Genomic DNA, 20,934 nt, shown 5'->3' with positions numbered 1-20,934 from the left:
TCTTCCCCCCGTTCCCCGGCCTGGACGAGCAGCCGTGGCGCGACCCGCCGCCCCCGGCCGCGAAGGCGCTGGAGGGCTGTCTGGACGCGGTGACGCGCGACCTGGAGCGGCTGGAGAACGCGGACCTGCTGCACTACGACTCCGGCATCGTCGGCACCGGCCGCTGGTCCGTGCACCCCATCTATTTCGGCGGTGAGCGCACCGACCGCCTCTTCTGGCCCCAGCTCGCCATGGAGGAGACGGCCGCGGCGGTGCGGTCGCTGGACGGCGAGTGCACCGACTTCCCGCTGGCGGACGTGCTCTTCTCCTCGCACGCGCCCGGCACCACGCTGACGCCGCACTGTTCGTGGGACGGCTTCCGGATGCGGCTGCACCTGGGGCTCAAGGTGCCGGAGGGCTGCGGCATCCGCGTGGGCACGGAGCGCCGGCACTGGCAGCCGGGCCGAGTGCTCACCTTCCACGACTCCTTCGAGCACGAGACCTGGAACCGGGGCACGGAGCGCCGCGTGGTGCTCATCGCGGACTGCTGGCACCCCGGCCTCACCCTGCCCGAGCGCGAGGCCCTGCTCGGCCTCACGCGCAAGTTCGAGGTCCGCGCGATGCTTGCACAATTGCGCGTGCCGGAAGCCATGTCCGAACCGCTCCTCGTCCGCTTCGCGGAGCAGGAACGCACGGACGTCCAGGTGCGCCGCTTCTGGCGCATGTGAGCGCGAGGTGATGGAGCCATGACTTCAGAGCGGATGGCCCGCGCGCTCGTTTCGCTGGACGGCGTGTCCGTGGGAGACGCCTTTGGCGAGCGGTTCTTCGGCCCGCACGAGCTGGTGCAGCCGTGGGTGGAGGAGCGCATCCTGCCGAAAGCGCCCTGGGCCTACACCGACGACACGGAGATGACGCTGTCGCTGGTCCAGGTGCTGGAAGACCATGGCCACGTCGAACAGGACGCGCTCGCGGACCTCTTCGCGAAGCGCTACCGCAAGGACAAGAACCGCGGCTATGGCGGGACCGCGCACGACATCCTGTGGAAGCTGGGACTGGGGCTGCCCTGGCGTGAGGTGTCCGCGGAGGTCTTCGAGGGCCAGGGCTCCATGGGCAACGGAGCCGCCATGCGCGTGGCGCCCCTGGGCGCGTACTTCGCCGGAGACCTGAGCCGGGTGGTGGCGGAGGCGCGCGCGTCGGCGGAGGTGACGCACCTGCACCCGGAGGGACAGGCGGGGGCCATCGCCATCGCGGTCGCCGCCGCGTGGGCGTGCGACTGGCAGCGGACCCACGGCACCGCGCTGGAGCTCTTCGACACGGTGCTGGATTGCACGCCCGCCGGGACCACGCGGCAGGTGCTGGAGAAGGCCCGCGCGTGGCCGCTGGAGGCCAGCCCCTCCTCGGCGGCTCGCACCCTGGGCAGCGGGCAGAAGGTCATCTCCGAGGACACCGTGCCCTTCTCCATATGGTGCGCGGCAAGGCACCTGGATTCGTTCGAGGAGGCCCTCTGGTGCACGGTGGCCGGCTTCGGAGACCGGGACACCACCTGCGCCATGGTGGGGGGAATCGTCGCGCTGAGCGCGGGGCACGCCTCCATTCCCAGGCCGTGGCTCTCCGCCCGGGAGCCCCTGCGCCGGCGGGTGTGACTAGACTTGGTGCCGTGAGCGACTTCCCGAGCACCCTCCCCTCCGTCGAAGCCCTTCCCCTGCGCGGAGGGCCCACGCTGCGCTGGGGCGTGATTGCTCCCGGGCGCATCGCCGGAGGCTTCGTCTGGGCGCTGCACCGGCACACCGGCCAGCGCGTCCACGCCGTCGCCTCGCGCGACCCCGAGCGCGCCCATCGCTTCGCGTCCCAGTACGGCATCCCGCACGTCCACGCGTCCTACGAGCAGCTGGTGGCGGATCCAAACGTCGACATCGTCTACGTGGCCTCTCCCCACAGCCTGCACAAGCACCAGGCCCTGCTCGCCATCGCCGCGGGCAAGCACGTGCTCGTGGAGAAGCCGCTCGCGCTCGACGCCGCCGAGGCCCGGGACATCGAGCGGGCCGCTCGCGCCGCGGGCGTCTTCGCCATGGAGGCCCTGTGGTCGCGCTTCCTTCCGCAGTCGCTGGTCATCGAGCGGCTGCTCCATGACGGCGTGCTCGGAGACGTCCGGCTGGTGATGGCGGACTTCGGGGGCCGCTTCGACTTCGACCCGGAAGGCCGCGTCTTCAACCCCGCGCTCGGCGGCGGCGCGCTGCTCGACATCGGCATCTATCCCATCTGGCTCGCGCACTTCGTGCTCGGTCCGCTCGCGCACGTGCACGCCACGGGCTCCCTCACCCAGACGGGCGTGGACGGACAGGCGGCGCTCGTCCTCACCTACCCCACGGGCGCCCAGGCGCTCCTGCACACCACCCTCTTCGCGGAGACGCCCCAGGAGGCCGTCATCGCGGGGACACACGCGCGCCTCCAATTGGAGTCACGCTTCTTCACCCCCACCCGCTTCACGCTGAAGGCCGCCCGGTCGGGCCAGCAACTGCACTGGAGCGACCCGTCCGGCATCCACGGCAGCGAGGGCCTCGCGTGGCAGGCCGCCGCGGTCGCGTGGCACATCGCCGAAGGACGCACCGAGTCCCCGCTGCATCCGCTCCAACACAGCATCGCGTTGCTGGAGACCATCGACGCGGCGCGCGCGCAGCTGGGCGTCGCCGGTTGTGCGGCGGGGGCATAGGCCCGCTGTTATGGTGCGCCGGCGCGTACCGGGACCTCCCCCATCCCCCGGGCGCATGCCCGGAGAACGCCATGGGTTTCCTGCGCCCCCACGCTGACCGCATCTACGCCCTGCTCCGTATCGCCGCGGGGCTGATGTTCATGCTGCACGGCATGCAGAAGGTCTTCGGCATGTTCGGCGGGATGCCCGCCGGAGCGCCGCCGTTCATCGTCTACGGCGCGGGAGGCATCGAGTTCCTGGGCGGGCTGCTCGTGGCGCTCGGGCTGTTCGCCGGCCCCGCGGCCTTCATCTCCAGCGGCACCATGGCCGTCGCCTTCTTCCTGGGGCACGTCATCCCCAACGGGGGCAACCTCAACCCACTCAAGAACCAGGGCGAGCTCGCGGCGCTCTACTGCTTTGTCTTCTTCTATATCTCCGCGCACGGCTCCGGCATCTGGAGCGTGGACGCCGCGCGCAAGGGCGCACCGCGCGTGTGAGCGCCGGGCCGTGCCCTGGAGTCTCCGGTGTGCTAATTCGCGCTGGCAGCAGGGTGACGTCCCCACCCCCCAGCCCGGAAGACATCCATGGCAGGCAGCAGCCTGATTGCGCTCATCGACGACATCGCCACCATCCTGGATGACGTCTCCATCCTGACCAAGGTGGCGGCGAAGAAGACCGCGGGCGTGCTGGGCGACGACCTGGCGCTCAACGCCCAGCAGGTGACAGGCGTGAACGCGGACCGCGAGCTGCCCGTGGTGTGGGCGGTGGCGAAGGGCTCGCTGGTCAACAAGGCCATCCTGGTGCCGGCGGCGCTGGCCATCAGCGCGCTGGCCCCCTGGCTGGTGACGCCGCTCCTGATGGTGGGCGGCGCCTTCCTGTGCTTCGAGGGCTTCGAAAAGCTCGCGCACAAGTTCCTGCACAGCAAGGAAGAGGACGAGGCGCACCACGCGGAGCTGCGCCAGGCGCTGGAGGACCCGAACGTGGACCGGGTGGCCCTGGAGAAGGACAAGATCAAGGGCGCGGTGCGCACGGACTTCATCCTCTCCGCCGAAATCATCGCCATCACGCTGGGCACGGTGGCGGCGGTGGACTTCGCCACCCGCGTCACGGTGATGGTGGGCATCGCGCTCATCATGACCGTGGGCGTGTACGGGCTGGTGGCGGGCATCGTGAAGCTGGACGACGCGGGCCTGTACCTCAGCCGCAAGGGCAGCGGCTTCGCGCGCGGCCTGGGCGCGGGCATCCTCCGCGCGGCGCCGTGGCTGATGAAGTTCCTCTCCGTCGCGGGAACGGCGGCCATGTTCCTGGTGGGCGGCGGCATCCTGGTGCACGGCGTCTCCAGCCTGCACCACGCGGAGGAGTCCTTCACCGCGTGGGCCGGGCGCGTCCCGGGCGTGGGCAACATCCTGGGCGGCCTGGCCCCCATGCTGCTCAACGCCGCGGTGGGCCTGGGCGCGGGCCTGGTGCTGGTGGTGCTCTTCACCGCCGGCCAGAAGCTGTTCAAGGGCAAGGGCGCGAAGAAGTAGCGCGCGAACGGAATTGAACCCGGGTCCCTGTTGATAGACGCCCAACAGACGCGCATGCGCCCTGGAGAGTTCACTTGAGGCTTTCCAGGAACTTCCTGAAAAAGGAGGAATGCAAAGGAGCGTCTTGATGCGCGTGCGTCACCTGGTGGCAGGAGCATTCCTGGTCGCCGCTGTGGGTTGTGAAGGCAGGCAGGAGGAAGGCCCCGAGCTCCAGACGCAGGCCGCCGCGGTCGTCTCCGGCAGCCGGCTCATTGGCGCGCAGTCCGGCCGCTGCCTCGACGTGGCGCAGAACAGCCAGACGCCGGGGCAGGAGCTGCACATCTACGACTGCAATGGTCAGGCGAACCAGCGGTTCCTCTTCACGCCCGAAGGCGAGCTGCGCGCGTTCGACGGCGCGCGGTGCATCCAGCCGGAGACCGCCAGCTCCGGGGCCCGGGCCGTCAGCGTCCTCTGCGACGGGACGGCGAACCAGCGCTGGGTCCGCAACGCCAATGGCGCGGTGATCCACACCGCGACCTCGCTGTGCCTCGACGTGTCCGGCCAGGCCACGGCCAACAGCTCCAAGGTCATCGTCTGGACCTGCAACGCCCAGACGAACCAGCAGTGGACGCTGCCGCCCGACTCGCAGCCCCCCACCGTGCCCACGGGGCTCGCCCTGTCCAACGTGACGTGCAACTCGGCCACGCTGTCGTGGTCGCCGTCCACGGACAACGAGGGCGTGGCCTTCTACGACGTCTACCATGACGGCCAGCTGATGAAGTCCGTGTCCGGCGCCATCGTGTCCACGCCGCTGACGGTGGTCCCCGGCGCGACCTGGGGCCTGTATGTGAATGCGCGGGACGCCCGGGGGAATGTGTCCCAGGGCAGCGCCACGCTCTCCATCACCCCGCCGCCGTGCCAGGTGGACACCCAGGCGCCCAGCATTCCCACGGGCGTCACCGCCACCGCGTCCGGCACCAGCGTGACCGTGAACTGGACCGCGTCCACCGACAACGTGGGCGTGAGCGCGTACGACGTGTTCCGGGGCGGCGTGAAGATTGGCACCGTGTCCGGCTCGCCGCCGGGGACGGCCTTCGTGGACAGCGGCCTGTCGCCGGCCACGGCCTACGCCTACGCCGTGCTCGCGCGCGACGCCCAGGGCAACGCCTCCGCCCAGAGCGCTTCCGTGACGGTCACCACCGGCACTGCCTGCGCGAACGCCGTGTGCTCCGTCATCCAGGTGGCCACCGACACGGACATCCCGTGGGGCCTGGTGAACCTGCCGGACGGCACGGTGCTCTACGGCCGCCGCGACGCGCAGAACATCATCCGGTTGGATCCGGCGACGGGGACGAAGACGTCCGTGGGGGCCGTCCCCAACGTGCAGAGCACGGACGGCGAGGGCGGGCTGATGGGGCTGGCGCTCTCCCCCACCTTCTCCACCGACCGCTGGCTGTACGTGATGCACACCTCCCCCACCGACAACCGCATCGTGCGGCTGCGGTATGAGAACGGCGCCCTCGACACCGCGTCGCTCCAGGTGCTGGTGCAGGGCATTGGCCGCAACAAGTTCCACAACGGCGGGCGCCTGCGCTTTGGCCCGGACGGCAAGCTCTACGCGTCCACCGGTGATGCCCAGAACGGCGCGTACGCGCAGGACATCAACAACCTGGCCGGCAAGGTGCTGCGCCTCAACGCGGACGGCACCGTCCCGTCCGACAACCCCTTCGGCAACTACGTGTGGAGCTACGGCCACCGCAACCCGCAGGGGCTGGCGTTCGACTCGCAGGGCCGGCTGTGGGAGCAGGAGTTCGGCAACTCCGTGATGGACGAGACCAACCTCATCCAGAAGGGCGGCAACTACGGCTGGCCCAACTGCGAGGGCACCGTGTCCCAGGGCGGCTCGGGCTGCGCCACGGCCGGCTACATCGCGCCGAAGCAGACCTACTCCACGGCGGAGGGCTCCTGCTCCGGCATCGCGGTGGTGCGCGACGTCCTCTACGTGGCCTGCGCCCGTGGCACGCGCCTGTACCGCGAGGTCATCAGCGGCTCCAACCTGACCAACGTGCAGCAGTTCTTCGTGGGCACCTACGGCCGGCTGCGCACCGTGGAGCCCACGCCTGACGGCAACTTGTGGATGACCACCACCAACCAGGGGGACAAGGACAGCATCCCCAACAACAGCAACGAGCGCATCTTCCGCGTCGTGCTGGGGCAGTAGCCGCCGCACGGCCCACGCATGGCGCTTGGGTCGCGCCATGCGTGGGACGGCCTTGTTCAGTCCGGCCAGGTCCAGTCCGCGATTTCGGGGCGGTCCCGGCCGTGCTCGTGCGCGTAGGCCAGGTTGTCGAGGATGGCGTTCCTCATCTCCTCCTTCAGGTGCCCCGCCTTCGCGTGCAGCCCCGGCACCCGGTCGATGACGTCGATGACCAGGTGGAAGCGGGACGTGTCGTTGAGGATGGCCAGCTCGAAGGGCGTGTTGATGTTGCCCTTCTCCCGGTAGCCATGCACGTGCAGGTCCCTGTTGTCGATGTAGCGGTAGGCCAGCTTGTGGATGAGCGAGGCGTAGCCGTGGAAGCTGAAGATGATGGGCTTGCCCGGCGGGAACAGGCTCTCCAGCTCGCGCTGGGTGGACCCGTGCGGATGCTCCGCGGACGACTGGAGCTTGAACAGGTCCACGACGTTGATGAAGCGCAGCTTCAGCTGGGGTGCGCGCGCCCGCAGGATGGAGGCGGCGGCCAGGGCCTCCTGCGTCGCGACGTCACCGCAGCAGGCCATGATGACGTCCGGCTCCGCGTCCTCGTCCGTGCTGGCCCGCTTCCAGATGCCGAGCCCCTTGGCGCAGTGGGCGACGGCCTCGTCAATGCTGGTGAACTGCAGGTGCTTCTGCTTGTCCGCGACGATGACGTTGACGCAGTCGGTGCTGCGCAGGCACTGGTCCGCCACCACCAGCAGCGTGTTCGCGTCCGGCGGCAGGTAGATGCGCGTCACCGAGCCGGACTTGTTCGTCACCAGGTCGATGAAGCCCGGGTCCTGATGTGAGAACCCGTTGTGGTCCTGACGCCACACCGTGGAGGACAGCAGGATGTTCTCCGAGGCGACGGGGGCCCTCCACTTCACGTGGTTCTTGCTGATGTCCAACCACTTGGCGTGCTGGTTGAACATGGAGTCCACGACGTGGGCGAAGGCCTCATAGGTGTGGAAGAGGCCGTGGCGCCCCGTGAGCAGATATCCCTCCAGCCAGCCCAAGAGCGTGTGCTCCGACAGCATCTCCATGACGCGGCCGTCCCGCGCCAGGTGCCCCCCGTCCGCGTCCTCCGGCAGCAGCGCGGACATCCACGTCTTGCCGGTCACCTCGTAGAGGGCCTGGAGCCGGTTGGAGGCGGTCTCGTCCGGGCCGAAGACGCGGAAGCTCGTCGGGTTGTCCCGCATGATGTCCCGCAGGAACTCGCCGAGCGGCCGCGTGTTCTCATGCAGCGTGGTGCCACGCGTGCCGACCTTGACCGCGTAGTCGCGGAAGTCCGGCAGCCTGAGCGCCTTGCGGAGCAGGCCGCCGTTGGCGTGGGGGTTCGCGCTCATCCGCCGGTTGCCCTTGGGCGCCAGTGACCGGAGCTCCGGCATCAGCCGTCCCTCCGCGTCGAACAGCTCCTCGGGGCGGTAGCTGCGCATCCAGTCCTCGAGCGCCTTGAGGTGCGCCGGGTTGCCGCGCACGTCGCCGAAGGGGACCTGGTGGGAGCGCCAGGAGCCCTCCAGCCGGTGCCCGTCCAGCTCCTTCGGGCCGGTCCAGCCCTTGGGCGAGCGCAGGATGATCATGGGCCAGCGCGGGCGCGTGGGGGTGTCCGTCAGCCGGGCCTTCTTCTGCACGGCGCGGATGTCCTCCACGGCGCGCTCCAGCGTCTCCGCCATCTTCTGGTGCATCTGGGCCGGGTCGCTGCCCTCGACGAAGTACGGCTTGTAGCCGTAGCCGACGAACAGGGCCTCCAGCTCCTCCGGGCTGATGCGGGCGAGGATGGTGGGGTTGGCGATCTTGTACCCGTTGAGGTTCAGGATGGGCAGCACGGCGCCGTCCCGCACGGGGTTGATGAACTTGTTGGAATGCCAGGCCGTCGCGAGCGGTCCGGTCTCCGCCTCGCCGTCCCCCACGACACAGGCGACGATGAGGTCGGGGTTGTCGAAGGCCATGCCGTAGGCGTGGGAGAGGCTGTAGCCCAGCTCACCGCCTTCATGGATGGAGCCCGGCGTCTCCGGGGTGACGTGGCTGCCAATGTGCCCGGGGAAGGAGAACTGCTTGAAGAACTTCCGCATCCCTTCCGCGTCCTGGCTCTTGTCCGGATAGACCTCCGAATAGGTGCCCTCCAGGTACACCGGCCCGAGCACGCCCGGGGCGCCGTGGCCCGGCCCGGCCACGAAGATGACGTCGAGGTTCTGCTCGACGATGAGCCGGTTCAGGTGCACCCAGGTGAACGAGAGCGCGGGGCTCGCGCCCCAGTGGCCGAGCAGCCGGTGCTTCACGTCCTTCGGCACCAGGGGTCTGCTCAGCAGCGGGTTGTCCTGGAGGTAGATCATCCCCACCGCCAGGTAGTTGCACGCGCGCCAGTACGCGTTCATCAACTCCACTTCCCTGGCGGTGAGCGGTCCGCCGCCGCGGGTGCGCTCCCGGCCTGGAGCGGAGGGCCCCGGGCCGTGCTCCCTGGCGGACACCGGCGGCCCATACTCAGACGCTTCCGTTCCTTCGGGGTGTGCCATGACATGCCTCCCGTGCCTGGAGAGCCAAACCTGAGGGTTGTCCCGGTGCGCCGACAACCAGCGATGGGGCGCTCGGCAACGGGGCTGCTTCCAGGCGGCGGGCGGCTTTCGTCGCGATGCCATCTTGAGCCCCGGGCCGCACTGTCATTGGCGGAGGGCGGAGGCAGCCATGACCATCAAGTTGCTCATCGCGGACGTCGACGGGACGCTGGTGACGAAGGACAAGGTCCTCACCTCGCGAACCCGCGAGGCCGTGGCGCGGCTGCGTGACAGCGGCATCCTGTTCACCCTCACGAGCGGGCGTCCGCCGCGTGGGATGGCCGGGCTGGTGGCCCCGCTGGGCCTCACCGCCCCCGTGGCCGCGTTCAACGGCGGCATCTACGTCAAGCCCGACCTGACGACGGTGCTGGCGCAGCGGCCCCTGCCTCCCGACATCGCCGGGGATGCCGTCGACTTCATGCTCCACGCGGGCCTGGATGTCTGGGTCTATCAGGGGGCCGGTTGGTTCCTGCGCGACCCCAATGCCTTCCGCGTGGCGCGCGAGCGGAGCACCATCGGGTTCGACCCGGCCGTCGTCGCGGACCTGCACGAGGTGCTCGACGCCGCCATCAAGATCGTCGGCGTGAGCGAGGACACGGAGAGGGTCGCGCGCTGCGAGGCGGAGCTCGCCGTGCGGCTGGGCGCGGACGCGTCCGCGGCGCGCTCGACGGCCTACTACCTGGACGTCACACACCCCGAGGCGAACAAGGGGATGGTCGTGCGTGAAGCCTCGCGCCTCCTTTCGCTTCCCCTGGAGGAGATCGCGGTCATCGGGGACATGGCCAACGACCTGCCCATGCTGAACACCGCCGGCCTGGGCATCGCCATGGGCAACGCCAGCGCCGAGGTCCAGCGCTCCGCGCGCCATGTCACCCGCACCAACGAGGAGGACGGGTTCGCCCACGCCGTGGACGTCTTCCTCCTGGGCCAGCCGCCCCTCGCACGCACGAAGCTGGGGCTCCCACCCCGCGCGCGCGCCTGCCTCTTCAGCGTGGATGGCGTCCTCACCCAGACCGCCAGCCTCCATGCCAGGGCCTGGAAGCAGCTGTGCGACTACTACCTGCGGCAGCGCGCACAGTCCTCCGGGCAGCCCTTCATCCCCTTCGACCTGGTGCGCGACTACAGCCGCTGCTTCGATGGCAGGCCCTCCCTGGAAGGCATCCACGCGTTCCTCGACGCCCGCGGCATCGCGCTGCCGGAGAGCACGGTCCACGCCTTGAACGACCGCAAGGGTGAGGTCCTGGTGGAGCTGCTGCGGCAGGAGCGCGTGGAGACGTATGAGGGTGCGGTCCGCTACGTCCAGGCGGCGCGCGCGGAGGGACTCCGGACCGCGGCCGTCTCCGCCAGCAGGCACGGCGTGGAGATGCTCCGGTCGGCGGGCATCGCGGACCTCTTCGACGCGCGGATTGAAGCCACGCCGCCCCCGGAGCTCCACCTCGCGGCGGCGCGGGCGCTCGGCGTCACCTGCGACGAGGCGGTCCTCTTCGAGGACACCCCCGAGGGCGTCGCGGCTGGCCGGGCGGCCCACTTCGCGTATGTCATTGGCGTGGACCGGCCAGGCCAGCCCTCCGGACTGCGCCGCCACGGCGCGGACCTGGAGGTGACGGACCCCGCCGCCCTCCTCAGTACCTTTCCGGGATGAAGTGCTTGCCCTGAAGGGACGCCTCGTCGTCGTACGCGCCCTTCTTGGAGCGGGGAGGCAGCTTCACCTTGGGGCGCTTCACGCGCTGATGGGGAATCTTCTCCAGCAGGAAGCGGATGCAGTTGAGCCGCGCCTTCTTCTTGTTGTCGGAGCGCAGGATGTACCAGGGGGCGTACGGCGTGTCCGTCGCGGCCAGCATCTGATCCCTCGCCTGGGAGTAGTCGTACCAGCGCGTCCAGGACTTGAGGTCCATGGGGCTGAGCTTCCACTGCCGCAAGGGGTCGTCGATGCGCGCCGCGAACCGCCGCGCCTGCTCCGCCTTGCCGACCTCCAGCCAGATCTTCAGCAGGAGGATTCCGCTTTCGACCATGTACTTCTCGAAGACGGGACAGCCGATGAGGAAGCGCTCGTGCTCCTCGGGCGTGCAGAAGCCCATCACCGGCTCCACGCCGGCCCGGTTGTACCAGCTGCGATCGAAGATCACGATTTCCCCCGCCGCGGGGAAATGCGGCACGTACCGCTGCAGGTACATCTGGGATTTCTCCCGGCTGGAAGGCGCCGGGAGGGCCACCACGCGGAACACCCGGGGACTGACCCGCTCGGTGATGGCGCGAATCGTTCCGCCCTTCCCCGCCGCGTCCCGGCCTTCGAACACGACAATGACACGCATCTGCTCCTGCTTGACCCACTCCTGGAGCTGGCAGAGCTCGGATTGGAGCTTGCGCAGCTCCTTTTCATAGGCCTTGCGCTTCAGGGGCTCCGAGTGCGTGTCCTGTGCCATGGACATAGGGTTGCTACCGGATGCGGCAGGTGACAGCCCTTCTGCCCCCGGGTCCGTGTCTGGCTTGGGCCAGCGGACATCCGGCACTGCCCTCCAGGGCATTTGGACGCGTCTCACTTCCGCGCGGCGCCCCCCGTGTTGAATCTCCGCCCCCATCGAGGTGTCGCGGATGCGGGGGACGGACAACGCCATGCAGGGGATGAAGCCAGGATTGCCATCCTTCGTCGGCGCCGTGCCGCTGCTCGGCGCCCTGTCCGTGCTCTCCGGATGCGCGGTGGGCCCGAACTTCACGAAGCCCCAGGCGGAGATCGCCAGGGAATGGCACACCCAGGGGGATCCGCGCCTGTCGACGCAGGCCGAGGTGGACACCCGGTGGTGGAGGTCGTTCGGAGACCCCTCGCTCGACCGACTCGTCGAGGTCGCCGCCCGGCAGAACCTGCCGCTCCAGATTTCAGGGCTGCGCATCGTTGAAGCGCGCGCCCAGCTGGCCATCCTCACCGGCCGGCAGTATCCGCAGGCCCAGGCCCTGGTCGGCAGCGCCGCCGCGGTGGGGCGCAGTGAGAACTCCGCCGCGGCCAACCCCGTCGACTTCGACCTGGGCGCCATCGACCGGCACTTCCTGGAGTACCAACTGGGCTTCGACGCCATCTGGGAGGTGGACTTCTGGGGCAAGTACCGGCGGGGCGTGGAGTCGGGCACCGCGGGCCTGCTCGCGTCCGTGGCGGACTACCAGTCCTCGCTCGTGTCGCTCACCGCGGAGGTCGCGCGGACCTACGTCCTCATCCGCACCTTCGAGGTGCTCATCGAGCAGGCGCAGGAGAACGTGCGGCTCCAGGAGGAGGGATTCCGGATCGCCGAGGCGCGCTTCACCAACGGCGCCACCTCCGAGCTGGACATGACGCAGGCCGCGACCCTGCTGGAGAGCACCCGGGCCACCATCCCGCAGCTGGAGGCCGGGCTGGACCAGGCGCGCAACGCCATGAGCACGCTCTTGGGCCAGCCCACGGGCCAGGTGGAGGCACTGCTGGCGGGGCCCAAGCGCATTCCGGTGGCGCCCGCGACGGTGGCCGTGGGCATGCCCGCGGAGATTTTGCGGCGGCGCCCGGACGTCCGCAGCGCGGAGCTGTACGCCGCCGCGCAGTGCGCCCGGATCGGCATCGCGGAGGCGGAGCTGTATCCCAGCTTCTCCCTCTTCGGGACGATTGGACTCCAGGCGAGCACCAGCGCCGGTGCGTCCGGCAACCTCTTCTCCCTGGGCAGCCTCTTCTATTCCGTGGGCCCGCGCATCGTCTTTCCCTTCCTCAACTACGGCCGCCTGAAGAACGGGGTGCGTGTGGAGGACGCGCGGTTCCAGCAGCTGCTCGTCAACTACCGCAACACGGTGCTCAAGGCGGGCCAGGAGGTGGAGGACGCCCTGACGGGCTTCATCCACGCCCAGCAGACCCTGGCCTTCCAGCAGGCCGCCGTGAAGGCCGCGCAGCGGTCGGTGGGGCTCGCGCTGGTGCAGTACCGCGAAGGCGCCGTGGACTACCAGCGCGTGCTGGACGCGCAGCGCTCGCTGCTGGAACAGCAGAACAACCAGGCCCAGACGAGCTCCTCCATCGCCACCAATCTGGTCGCCCTCTACAAGGCGCTGGGCGGGGGCTGGGAGGTCCGCCGCAACCAGCCTGTCGTGCCGGAGCCGATGCAAGCCGAGATGGAGCAGCGGACCCACTGGGGCGACATGCTGTCCAAGCCGCGGACACAAGAAACCAAGACGGTCTCGCAACCCGTCAAGCCATAGAGAGTCCGCCATGCCCTGGAAGCCGAAAGGGAAAACCAAGTGGATCATCGGGCTGGTCGCCCTCGCCGTCGTCGCGTTCATCGGCTTCCGGTACTGGAAGGGGAAGAAGTCCGCGCTGCCGGAGGGCATCGTCTCGGGGAACGGCCGCATCGAGGCGAAGCTCGCGGACGTCGCCGCCAAGGAGCCCCTGCGGGTGAGGGAGATCCTCGTCAACGAAGGCGACCTCGTCCGGCCAGGACAGGTGGTCGTGCGGCTGGACACCACCACGCTGGAGTCCAGCCTGGCGGAGGCCAACGCGAACGTCGCGGCCACGCAGGAGAAGCTGGCGGTGGCCCAGGCGGGCATCGTCCGGCAGAAGAGTGAGATCCAGCTCGCCACCATCGAGGTCGATCGCGCCCGGAGGCTGGTGGCGCGAGGCGCCGGCTCGCAGCGGGACCTGGACGTCCGGGAGAGCGAGCTGAAGACCACCCGGGCCAGCCTGGCGGAGGCCGAGGCCACGCTGAAGACCTCGCAGGAGGAGATTGAGGTCGCGCGGGCCAGCGCGGCGACCATCCAGACGCGCATCAACGACGCGACGCTCCGGTCTCCGGTGACGGGGCGGGTGCTCTACCGCCTCGCGGAGCCCGGCGAGGTGCTCGCCCCCGGCGGACCGGCGCTGACGATTCTGAACCTGGAGGACGTCTACATGGAGATCTTCCTCCCCGCGAACGAGGCCTCGCGCATCAGGATTGGCGCCGAGGCGCGCCTCACCGCCGACTTCGAGCCCGACCGCTCCGTGCCCGGCTACGTGTCCTTCGTGTCACCGGAAGCGCAGTTCACGCCCAAGCAGGTGGAGACGAAGAGCGAGCGGGAGAAGCTGGTGTTCCGCGTGAAGCTCCAGGTCCCCCGGGAGCTGGCCGGCCGCTACGTCGAGCGCATCAAGACGGGCATCCGCGGCGTTGGCTACGTCAAGGTGGACCCCAACGCGGCGTGGCCGTCCCGGCTCCAGAACGTCATCACGGCGGAAGCCGAACCCCACTAGCCGCAAAGACCCGGGAGGGCCTGGCCATGGTCTCATCCGCGTCTCCAGCATCGCCCGCCGGCGCTTCCGGCGGGCGCGTGGTCTCCATCCAGAACGTGGTCCACCGCTACGGCAAGGCCGTCGCGCTCGACGGCCTGTCGCTGGACGTCCCCAGCGGCATCCGGGTGGGCATCGTGGGCCCTGACGGCGTGGGCAAGTCCACGCTGATGGCGCTGGTGGCGGGCGCCAAGAAGCTGCAGCAGGGCCGGGTCCTGGTCCTGGACGGAGACATCGCGGAGGCGCGGCACCGGCGCGACGTGGGCCCGCGCATCGCGTACATGCCGCAGGGCCTGGGCAAGAACCTCTACCTGGAGCTCAGCGTCTACGACAACGTGGACTTCATGGCCCGCCTCTTCGGGCTGTCCCCGGAGGAGCGCAAGGCGCGCGTCCCGCAGCTCTTGGAGGCCACGGGGCTGGGCAGGTTCGCGGCGCGCCCCGCGGGCAAGCTCTCCGGCGGCATGAAGCAGAAGGTGGGGCTGTGCGGCGCGCTGGTGCACGACCCGGACCTGCTCATCCTCGACGAGCCCACCACCGGCGTGGATCCGCTCTCCCGGCGGCAGTTCTGGACCCTCATCGAGGACATCCGCGCCGGGCGCCCCGGCATGAGCGTCATCATCTCCACGGCCTACATGGACGAGGCCCAGCAGTGGGACTGGATCGTCGCCATGGACGCGGGGCGCGTGCTGGCCACGGGGTCGCCCGCGGAGCTGATGCGGCGCACGGGCACCCACGACCTGGAGAAGTGCTTCATCGCGCTCCTGCCGGAAGAGAAGCGCCGGGGCCACAAGGAGATCACCATCCCGCCCCGCGTGGCGGGCAACGCGGAGCTGGCCATCGAGGCGCACGGGCTGACCCGCCGCTTCGGGACCTTCACCGCCGTGGACCACGTCACCCTGAACATCGAACGCGGGGAAATCTTCGGCTTCCTCGGGTCCAACGGCTGCGGCAAGTCCACGACCATGAAGATGCTGACCGGCCTGCTGCCGCCCACGGAAGGGACGGCGAAGCTCTTCGGCAGCGCCGTGGACGCGGGCAGCATGGAGGTGCGCAAGAACCTGGGCTACATGACGCAGGCGTTCTCGCTCTACGGCGAGCTGAGCGTGAATGAGAACCTGGTCCTGCACGCCCGGCTCTATCACCTGCCCCCGGACAAGGCGAAGGCGCGCATCGTGGAGCTGGTGGAGCGGTTCGGGCTGACCGCGCACCTGGACGCGCCGGCCGGGGACCTGCCCATGGGCCTGCGCCAGCGGCTGTCGCTGGCCGTCGCCGTGCTGCACGGACCGCAGATCCTCATCCTGGACGAGCCCACGTCGGGCGTGGACCCGGTGGCCCGGGACAGCTTCTGGGAGCTGCTCATCGACCTGTCGCGCAAGCAGGGCGTCACCATCTTCGTGACGACGCACTTCATGAACGAGGGCATGCGCTGCGACCGCATCTCCCTCATGAACGCGGGCCGGGTGCTGGCGGCGGACACCCCCCAGAAGCTCATCGAGTCCCGGAACGCGGACAGCCTGGAGACGGCCTTCATCGGCTACATGGAGGACGCCATCGCGGAGAAGGAGCGCGCCGAGGGCAAGGCCACGGCGGCCACTCCCGCTCCCGCTCCCCAGGCGCCACCGCCCCCGTCTCCTGGCGAGCCCCGGGTGGAGCGGGCCGGACTCAAGCTGCGCGTTGGCCGGCTGATGGCGTATGCCGCCAACGAGGCCAATCAAATCCTCCGCGACAAGGTCCGGCTGGCGTTCGCGTTCATCGGCTCGGCGGTGTTGATGCTCGTCTTCGGCTTCGGCATCACGACCGACGTCGAGAACATCCGCTATGCCGCGCTGGACCTGGACCAGACGCCGGAGAGCCGCGCGTACCTGGAGCAGTTCAGCGCGGCGCAGCCCTACTTCGCCCCCACGCAGCCCGCCCGGTCCGCGGACGAGGCGCTGCGCCGGCTCCAGTCCGACGACGTCTCGGTGGTGATGGAGATTCCGCCCCGCTTCGGCCTGGACTTCCGCCGGGGCTCCGGCCCGGAGGTGCTGGCGCAGGTGGACGGCGCCATGACCTTCCGTGGCGACACCGTGGAGCAATACGTCCAGGGGGTCCACAACCGGATGCTGCGGGACCCCGCGAGCGGCTTCCAGTCCGCCAGGGCTCAGCAAGACACGGCCAACATCGAGGAGCGCTACCTCTACAACCCCACCTTCCAGAGCATCTACTCCATCGTGCCGAGCGTCCCGGCGCTGCTGTTGCTGCTCATCCCGGCCATCCTCATGACGGTCAGCATCGTGCGTGAGAAGGAGCTGGGGTCCATCATCAACTTCTACGTCACGCCCACGGGAAGGCTGGAGTACCTGCTCGGAAAGCAGCTGCCCTACGTCGCCATCGGGATGGCCAACTTCTTCATCCTGACCGCGCTGTCGCTGGTCGTCTTCGGCGTCCCCATCAAGGGCAGCTTCCTGACGCTGGTGGTCTGCGCGCTGTTCTACGTCATGGCGACGACCGGCATCGGGATGGTGACGTCCACGTTCACCGGCAGCCAGGTCGCGGCCGTCTTCGTCACGGCCATCCTGACCATCGTGCCGACCATCCAGTTCTCCGGCCTCTTGCAGCCGGTCTCCACGCTCCAGGGCGGAGCCAAGCTCGTCGGCTCCATCTGGCCGGCCACCTATTACATGCACGCCAGCCTGGGCGCCTTCACCAAGGGGCTGGGAGCGGGCCTCATCCTGAGGGACGTCGCCTTCATGGCCGTGTGCGTGCCCCTCCTTCTGGCCATCAGCGTCGTCGGCCTGAGAAAGCAGGAGAAATAGCAGTGAACTCGCTGCTGAACATCCTGTGGCTCGGGCTCAAGGAGATCCGCAGCCTGCTCAGCGACGCGGTCCTGGTCGTGTTCGTCGTCTATGCCTTCACCCTGGCCATCTACGTCCAGGCGACGGGCACCTCCAGCGAGGTGAACAACGCCTCCATCGCCTTCGTCGACGAGGACGGGTCCGCGCTGTCCAAGGAACTGCTCAACGCGTTCTACCCGCCGCGCTTCATGTCGCCGGAGATCATCAACGCGGATGACATCCAGGCGGACATGGACCGGGGCCGGTTCATGTTCGTCGTGGTGATTCCGCCCCGCTTCGAGCACGACCTGCGCGCGGGGCGCACCCCGGACATCCAGGTCAACATCGACGCGACGGCCATGCAGCAGGCGGGCATCGGCTCCGGCTACATCAAGAACATCATCAACGACCGCATCTCCTCTTTCATGAGGCGCACGGAGGCGACGGGCCCCAAGCCCGTCAACCTGGTCGTCCGCAAGCTCTTCAACCCCAACGGGGTGTCGTCCTGGTTCAAGAGCGTGGTGGCCATCATCAATCAAATCACCCTGCTGACGGTGGTCCTCACGGGCGCCGCGGTCATCCGCGAGCGCGAGCACGGCACGCTGGAGCACCTGCTGGTGATGCCGCTGACCTCGTTTGAGATCGCCATGGCGAAGGTCTGGGCCAACAGCCTGGTCATCCTCGTGGCCACCGGGGCCTCGCTGTTCCTGGTGGTGCACCTGGTGCTGAAGGTGCCCTTCGCCGGTTCGGTGGTGCTGTGGTTCGTGGGCGTCGTGCTCTACCTGTTCTTCGCCACGGCGCTCGGCATCTTCCTGGGGACCATCTCCCGTTCCATGGCGCAGTTCGCGCTGCTCATCATCCTGGTGGTCCTGGTGCTGATGCTGCTGTCGGGCGGCAGCACGCCGGTGGAGAGCCAGCCGAAGTGGCTGCAGTACCTCACGTACCTCCTGCCGGCCCGGCACTTCGTCAGCTTCTCGCAGGTCATCATCTACCGGGGCGGAGGGCTGTGGGCCGTCTGGCGCCAGTTCCTGATGGTGGCCGCGATAGGCGTGGGGTTCTTCGTCTACAGCCTGGCGCTGTTCCGGAAGTCCATCGCGGTGAGCAAGTAGGCCCCGGGCGCGTTCGAGGCGGCGGGGGCCTTCCCCCCTGCTCGCTTCGCATTGGACCCAGGTCCATGTTCCCCGTTTTCGCGATGCTTAGCGTCAGGGCATGCGTGCTCTGACCTATGAAGGCCCCTACCGGGTTTCGGTGCGGAACAAGCCGGACCCTCGCATCGAACATCCCCAGGACGGCATCGTCCGGGTGACGTCCGCGGCCATCTGTGGCTCGGACCTGCACCTGCTCCACGGGCTGGTGCCGGACACCCGCATCGGCTTCACCTTCGGCCATGAGTTCGTGGGCGTGGTGGAGGAGCTGGGCGCCACGGCCCGCAGCCAGGGATTGAAGAAGGGCGACCGCGTGATGCTGCCCTTCCAAATCTTCTGCGGCGGCTGCTACTTCTGCCAGCGCGGCCTCACGTCCTGCTGTGACAGCACCAACCCGGCGACGGACGCGGGCACGGGCATCTACGGCTATTCCCACACGTTCGGAGGCTACGACGGCGGGCAGGCCCAGTACGTGCGCGTGCCCTTCATCGGCGTGGACGCGGAGAAGGTGCCCGAGGAGGTGCCGGACCTGGACGCGCTGCCCATCACGGATGCCTTCACCACCGGCTACCAGGGCGCGGAGATGTGCGACCTGAAGGGCGGAGAGACGGTGCTGGTGCTGGGCTGTGGCCCCGTGGGCCTCTTCGCCATGTGGAGCGCCTGGGCCATGGGCGCGGGCCGGGTCATCGCGGTGGACAAGGAGGACTACCGGCTGGAGTTCGCGCGGCAATGGCTGGGCGTGGAGACGCTCAACTTCAACGACGTGGACCTCGTCACCACCGTGAAGGGAATGACCGAGGGGCGCGGCGCGGACGCGACCATCGAGGCGGTGGGCTGCGAGGCGGCGGGCTCCCCGGTGCACCGCACGTTCGGAGTGCTCATGAAGGCGGAGGCCGGCTCCCCGGTCGCCGTCAACTTCGCCATCCATGCGACGCGCAAGGGCGGCGTCATCTCACTCATTGGCGCGTACGGGCCTCCGGCCGTGGGCGTGGACCTGGGCACGTACATGAACAAGGCGCAGACGATGCGCACCGGTCAGGCGAGCGTGAAGCGCTACATGCCGCACCTGATGGAGCACGTGCGAGCCGGGCGCATCCAGCCCTCGCGCGTCTTCACCCACCGCCTGCCGTTGGAGAAGGCGCCGGAGGGCTACCACACGTTCGCGCAGAAGAAGGACGGCTGCATCAAGGTCGCCCTCTTCCCCAACGGTGAACACCTGCACTGAAGAGGAGCCGTGTGATGAATCCCACGCCCGATGACAACACCGAATCCCTCCGCGAGAAGAAGCCCCGGCTCTCCACCCAGGAGGAGGTGGAGCGGCACTCCGCGTACCAGGCGCTGCAGCGCTCCGAGCGCCCGTCCTACTGGGGCATCGACCTGGACCCGGCGCGCCGGCCCGGCGTCCCGATGACGGGCCACGAGCCCCGGCCGATGCCCCACGCGCGCTTCCCACCGGAGCGCCAGCAGGGCACGTCCGCGTCGCCCATGCACGGACGGCCCAACAAGCCGATGCCGCCCGTGTTCGGAACCGCCACCCCGCTCCACGGCGTCTCCGGCCTCATCCGGCGCGCCGCGTACCGGAAGCCGGACCACGACCCCAGCCATTGGCTGCTCAAGATGTTCGCCGACCGCGTGGACTCCTGGGGCTACCACACCGGCAAGGTCCTGAAGGTGGTGGGCCCCGTCGCGGTGGTGGCCCTCCTGGTGGGCCTGGCGCGCGAGCGGTCCGCGTTCGCGAGATAGGCCCCAGAAGCCGCGCACGGGGTTTTTCTGGAGCGTCCAGGAGACTCGCATCGCGAGGAGGCCCTATCGTCCTCGCGATGCGACTGCTCCCTCGACTCCATCTCTTCGAGTTCCTCGACCAGTCCTGGCTCCCCGAGCTGTTGCGCCGGGGCGAGGTCGACTACCTGCACGTCGTGCTCGACAAGACACGGCCCTACGACGGCATGGCGACGCAGCTGGCGGCGCTCTTGCGCATGGCCGGCACGAACCGGATTGTCGACCTCTGCTCCGGCACCGGCGGCCCGTGGCGCACCCTGCTCCCGGTGCTGCGGAAGCTGAACGGCGAGGCGGAGGTGGTGCTCACCGACCAGCATCCCACGCCCGGGCTGGAGCTGCCCGAGGGCGCGCACTACCGCGACACGCCGGTGGACGCCACGCGCATCCCCGAGGAGCTGACGGGCGTGCGGACCCTGTTCGAGGCGCTGCATCACTTCCGCCCGCGGCAGGCCCGCGCCGTCCTCGAGGATGCCGTCGCGCGGCGAGTCCCCATCGCCGCCTTCGAGCTCACGCAGCGCTCGCTGCCGTACGTCCTCGTCCAATTGCTGCTCGTCGTGCCGCTGGTGTGGGGCTTCACCCCGCTCATCCGCCCCCGGCGCTGGTGGCGGTGGCTGTTCACCTACCTGGTGCCCATCATCCCCCTGCTGGTGCTCTGGGATGGCGTGGTGTCGTCGTTCAGGACCTACGCGCCGGAGGACCTGGAGGAGCTGACGGAGGGACTCAACGCCAACGGGTACTCCTGGCACCTCGGCGTCCACCGCGCGCGGGGCATGGCCATCACCTACCTCATCGGGCAGCCCGGCGAATAAGGGGCGTCACGCCCCGGACTCGCGACACTCCCACCTCCTTGGGGTACCCCTTGGAAGCCAAAGCCTCGCATCCCACCCTTCGCGCTTCTTGGACCGGGAGGCGTGGACATGAATGCAAGGAATTGGGGGGCCCTGCTGTGGTTCGGGCTGGCAGGGGTGGGCTGTGG

General features: G+C 69.3%; 16 protein-coding genes. 14 read left to right on the top strand and 2 right to left on the bottom strand.

Annotated features, from left to right (window positions below):
• The 6 genes from D7X55_RS15615 to D7X55_RS15590 form a co-directional block, all read left to right on the top strand.
• Positions 1 to 707 (top strand): aspartyl/asparaginyl beta-hydroxylase domain-containing protein (locus D7X55_RS15615; RefSeq protein ID WP_147470117.1); only part of this gene is annotated, 707 nt, incomplete at its 5' end.
• Between the two features lie 18 nt (positions 708 to 725).
• Positions 726 to 1,622: an ADP-ribosylglycohydrolase family protein gene (locus tag D7X55_RS15610; protein WP_120547522.1), complete on the top strand. Its 897-nt coding sequence runs from the start codon at positions 726 to 728 to the stop codon at positions 1,620 to 1,622.
• Positions 1,623 to 1,636: 14 nt separating this feature from the next.
• Entirely contained in the window at positions 1,637 to 2,689 is a 1,053-nt protein-coding gene (locus D7X55_RS15605; RefSeq protein WP_233609865.1) for a Gfo/Idh/MocA family protein, read from the top strand.
• Positions 2,690 to 2,760: 71 nt separating this feature from the next.
• The gene (locus D7X55_RS15600) at positions 2,761 to 3,165 is read left to right on the top strand and encodes a DoxX family protein (protein ID WP_121723449.1); all 405 of its coding nucleotides are present in this window, start codon (positions 2,761 to 2,763) and stop codon (positions 3,163 to 3,165) included.
• 87 nt (positions 3,166 to 3,252) lie between these two features.
• Positions 3,253 to 4,194: a DUF808 domain-containing protein gene (locus D7X55_RS15595; protein ID WP_121723448.1), complete on the top strand. Its 942-nt coding sequence runs from the start codon at positions 3,253 to 3,255 to the stop codon at positions 4,192 to 4,194.
• Positions 4,195 to 4,321: 127 nt separating this feature from the next.
• Positions 4,322 to 6,394 (top strand): PQQ-dependent sugar dehydrogenase, encoded by a 2,073-nt coding sequence (locus tag D7X55_RS15590; protein ID WP_121723447.1) that lies wholly within the window; start codon positions 4,322 to 4,324, stop codon positions 6,392 to 6,394.
• 56 nt (positions 6,395 to 6,450) lie between these two features.
• On the opposite strand, the gene D7X55_RS15585 is transcribed toward D7X55_RS15590, so the two are convergent.
• Positions 6,451 to 8,919 (bottom strand): phosphoketolase, encoded by a 2,469-nt coding sequence (locus D7X55_RS15585; protein ID WP_120547515.1) that lies wholly within the window; start codon positions 8,917 to 8,919, stop codon positions 6,451 to 6,453.
• A gap of 169 nt (positions 8,920 to 9,088) precedes the next feature.
• Between D7X55_RS15585 and D7X55_RS44160 the strand changes: the two genes are divergently transcribed.
• Positions 9,089 to 10,600 carry a Cof-type HAD-IIB family hydrolase gene (locus D7X55_RS44160; protein WP_199746978.1) on the top strand — a complete coding sequence of 504 codons (1,512 nt, stop codon included), beginning with the start codon at positions 9,089 to 9,091 and terminating at the stop codon, positions 10,598 to 10,600.
• On the opposite strand, the gene ppk2 is transcribed toward D7X55_RS44160, so the two are convergent.
• Positions 10,581 to 11,387 (bottom strand): polyphosphate kinase 2, encoded by an 807-nt coding sequence (ppk2, locus tag D7X55_RS15575; protein ID WP_233609864.1) that lies wholly within the window; start codon positions 11,385 to 11,387, stop codon positions 10,581 to 10,583. The genes D7X55_RS44160 and ppk2 overlap by 20 nt on opposite strands.
• Before the next feature lie 163 nt (positions 11,388 to 11,550).
• On the opposite strand from ppk2, the gene D7X55_RS15570 reads away from it, so the two are divergent.
• From D7X55_RS15570 to D7X55_RS15540, 7 genes are all read left to right on the top strand, one after another.
• Positions 11,551 to 13,164: an efflux transporter outer membrane subunit gene (locus D7X55_RS15570; protein ID WP_121723446.1), complete on the top strand. Its 1,614-nt coding sequence runs from the start codon at positions 11,551 to 11,553 to the stop codon at positions 13,162 to 13,164.
• A 10-nt stretch (positions 13,165 to 13,174) separates the two neighbouring features.
• Complete coding sequence (locus D7X55_RS15565) at positions 13,175 to 14,185, top strand: HlyD family secretion protein (RefSeq protein ID WP_120547513.1); 1,011 nt, start codon at positions 13,175 to 13,177, stop codon at positions 14,183 to 14,185.
• A gap of 26 nt (positions 14,186 to 14,211) precedes the next feature.
• A complete protein-coding gene (gene rbbA / locus D7X55_RS15560; RefSeq protein WP_121723445.1) occupies positions 14,212 to 17,016 on the top strand; it encodes a ribosome-associated ATPase/putative transporter RbbA in 2,805 nt (934 codons plus the stop codon).
• A 2-nt stretch (positions 17,017 to 17,018) separates the two neighbouring features.
• Positions 17,019 to 18,143 (top strand): ABC transporter permease, encoded by a 1,125-nt coding sequence (locus tag D7X55_RS15555; protein WP_121723444.1) that lies wholly within the window; start codon positions 17,019 to 17,021, stop codon positions 18,141 to 18,143.
• 100 nt (positions 18,144 to 18,243) lie between these two features.
• Positions 18,244 to 19,404 carry a zinc-dependent alcohol dehydrogenase gene (locus D7X55_RS15550; RefSeq protein ID WP_120547510.1) on the top strand — a complete coding sequence of 387 codons (1,161 nt, stop codon included), beginning with the start codon at positions 18,244 to 18,246 and terminating at the stop codon, positions 19,402 to 19,404.
• Between the two features lie 14 nt (positions 19,405 to 19,418).
• Complete coding sequence (locus tag D7X55_RS15545) at positions 19,419 to 19,922, top strand: hypothetical protein (protein WP_120547509.1); 504 nt, start codon at positions 19,419 to 19,421, stop codon at positions 19,920 to 19,922.
• A gap of 77 nt (positions 19,923 to 19,999) precedes the next feature.
• Positions 20,000 to 20,767: a hypothetical protein gene (locus D7X55_RS15540; protein ID WP_121723443.1), complete on the top strand. Its 768-nt coding sequence runs from the start codon at positions 20,000 to 20,002 to the stop codon at positions 20,765 to 20,767.
• The last annotated feature ends 167 nt before the right edge of the window (positions 20,768 to 20,934 follow it).

It is taken from the genome of Corallococcus sp. AB049A (assembly GCF_003668885.1).
GTDB lineage: Bacteria > Myxococcota > Myxococcia > Myxococcales > Myxococcaceae > Corallococcus > Corallococcus interemptor.
The sequence above is the reverse complement of the archived record's forward strand: the minus strand, read 5'-3'. Positions and strand labels throughout refer to the sequence as shown.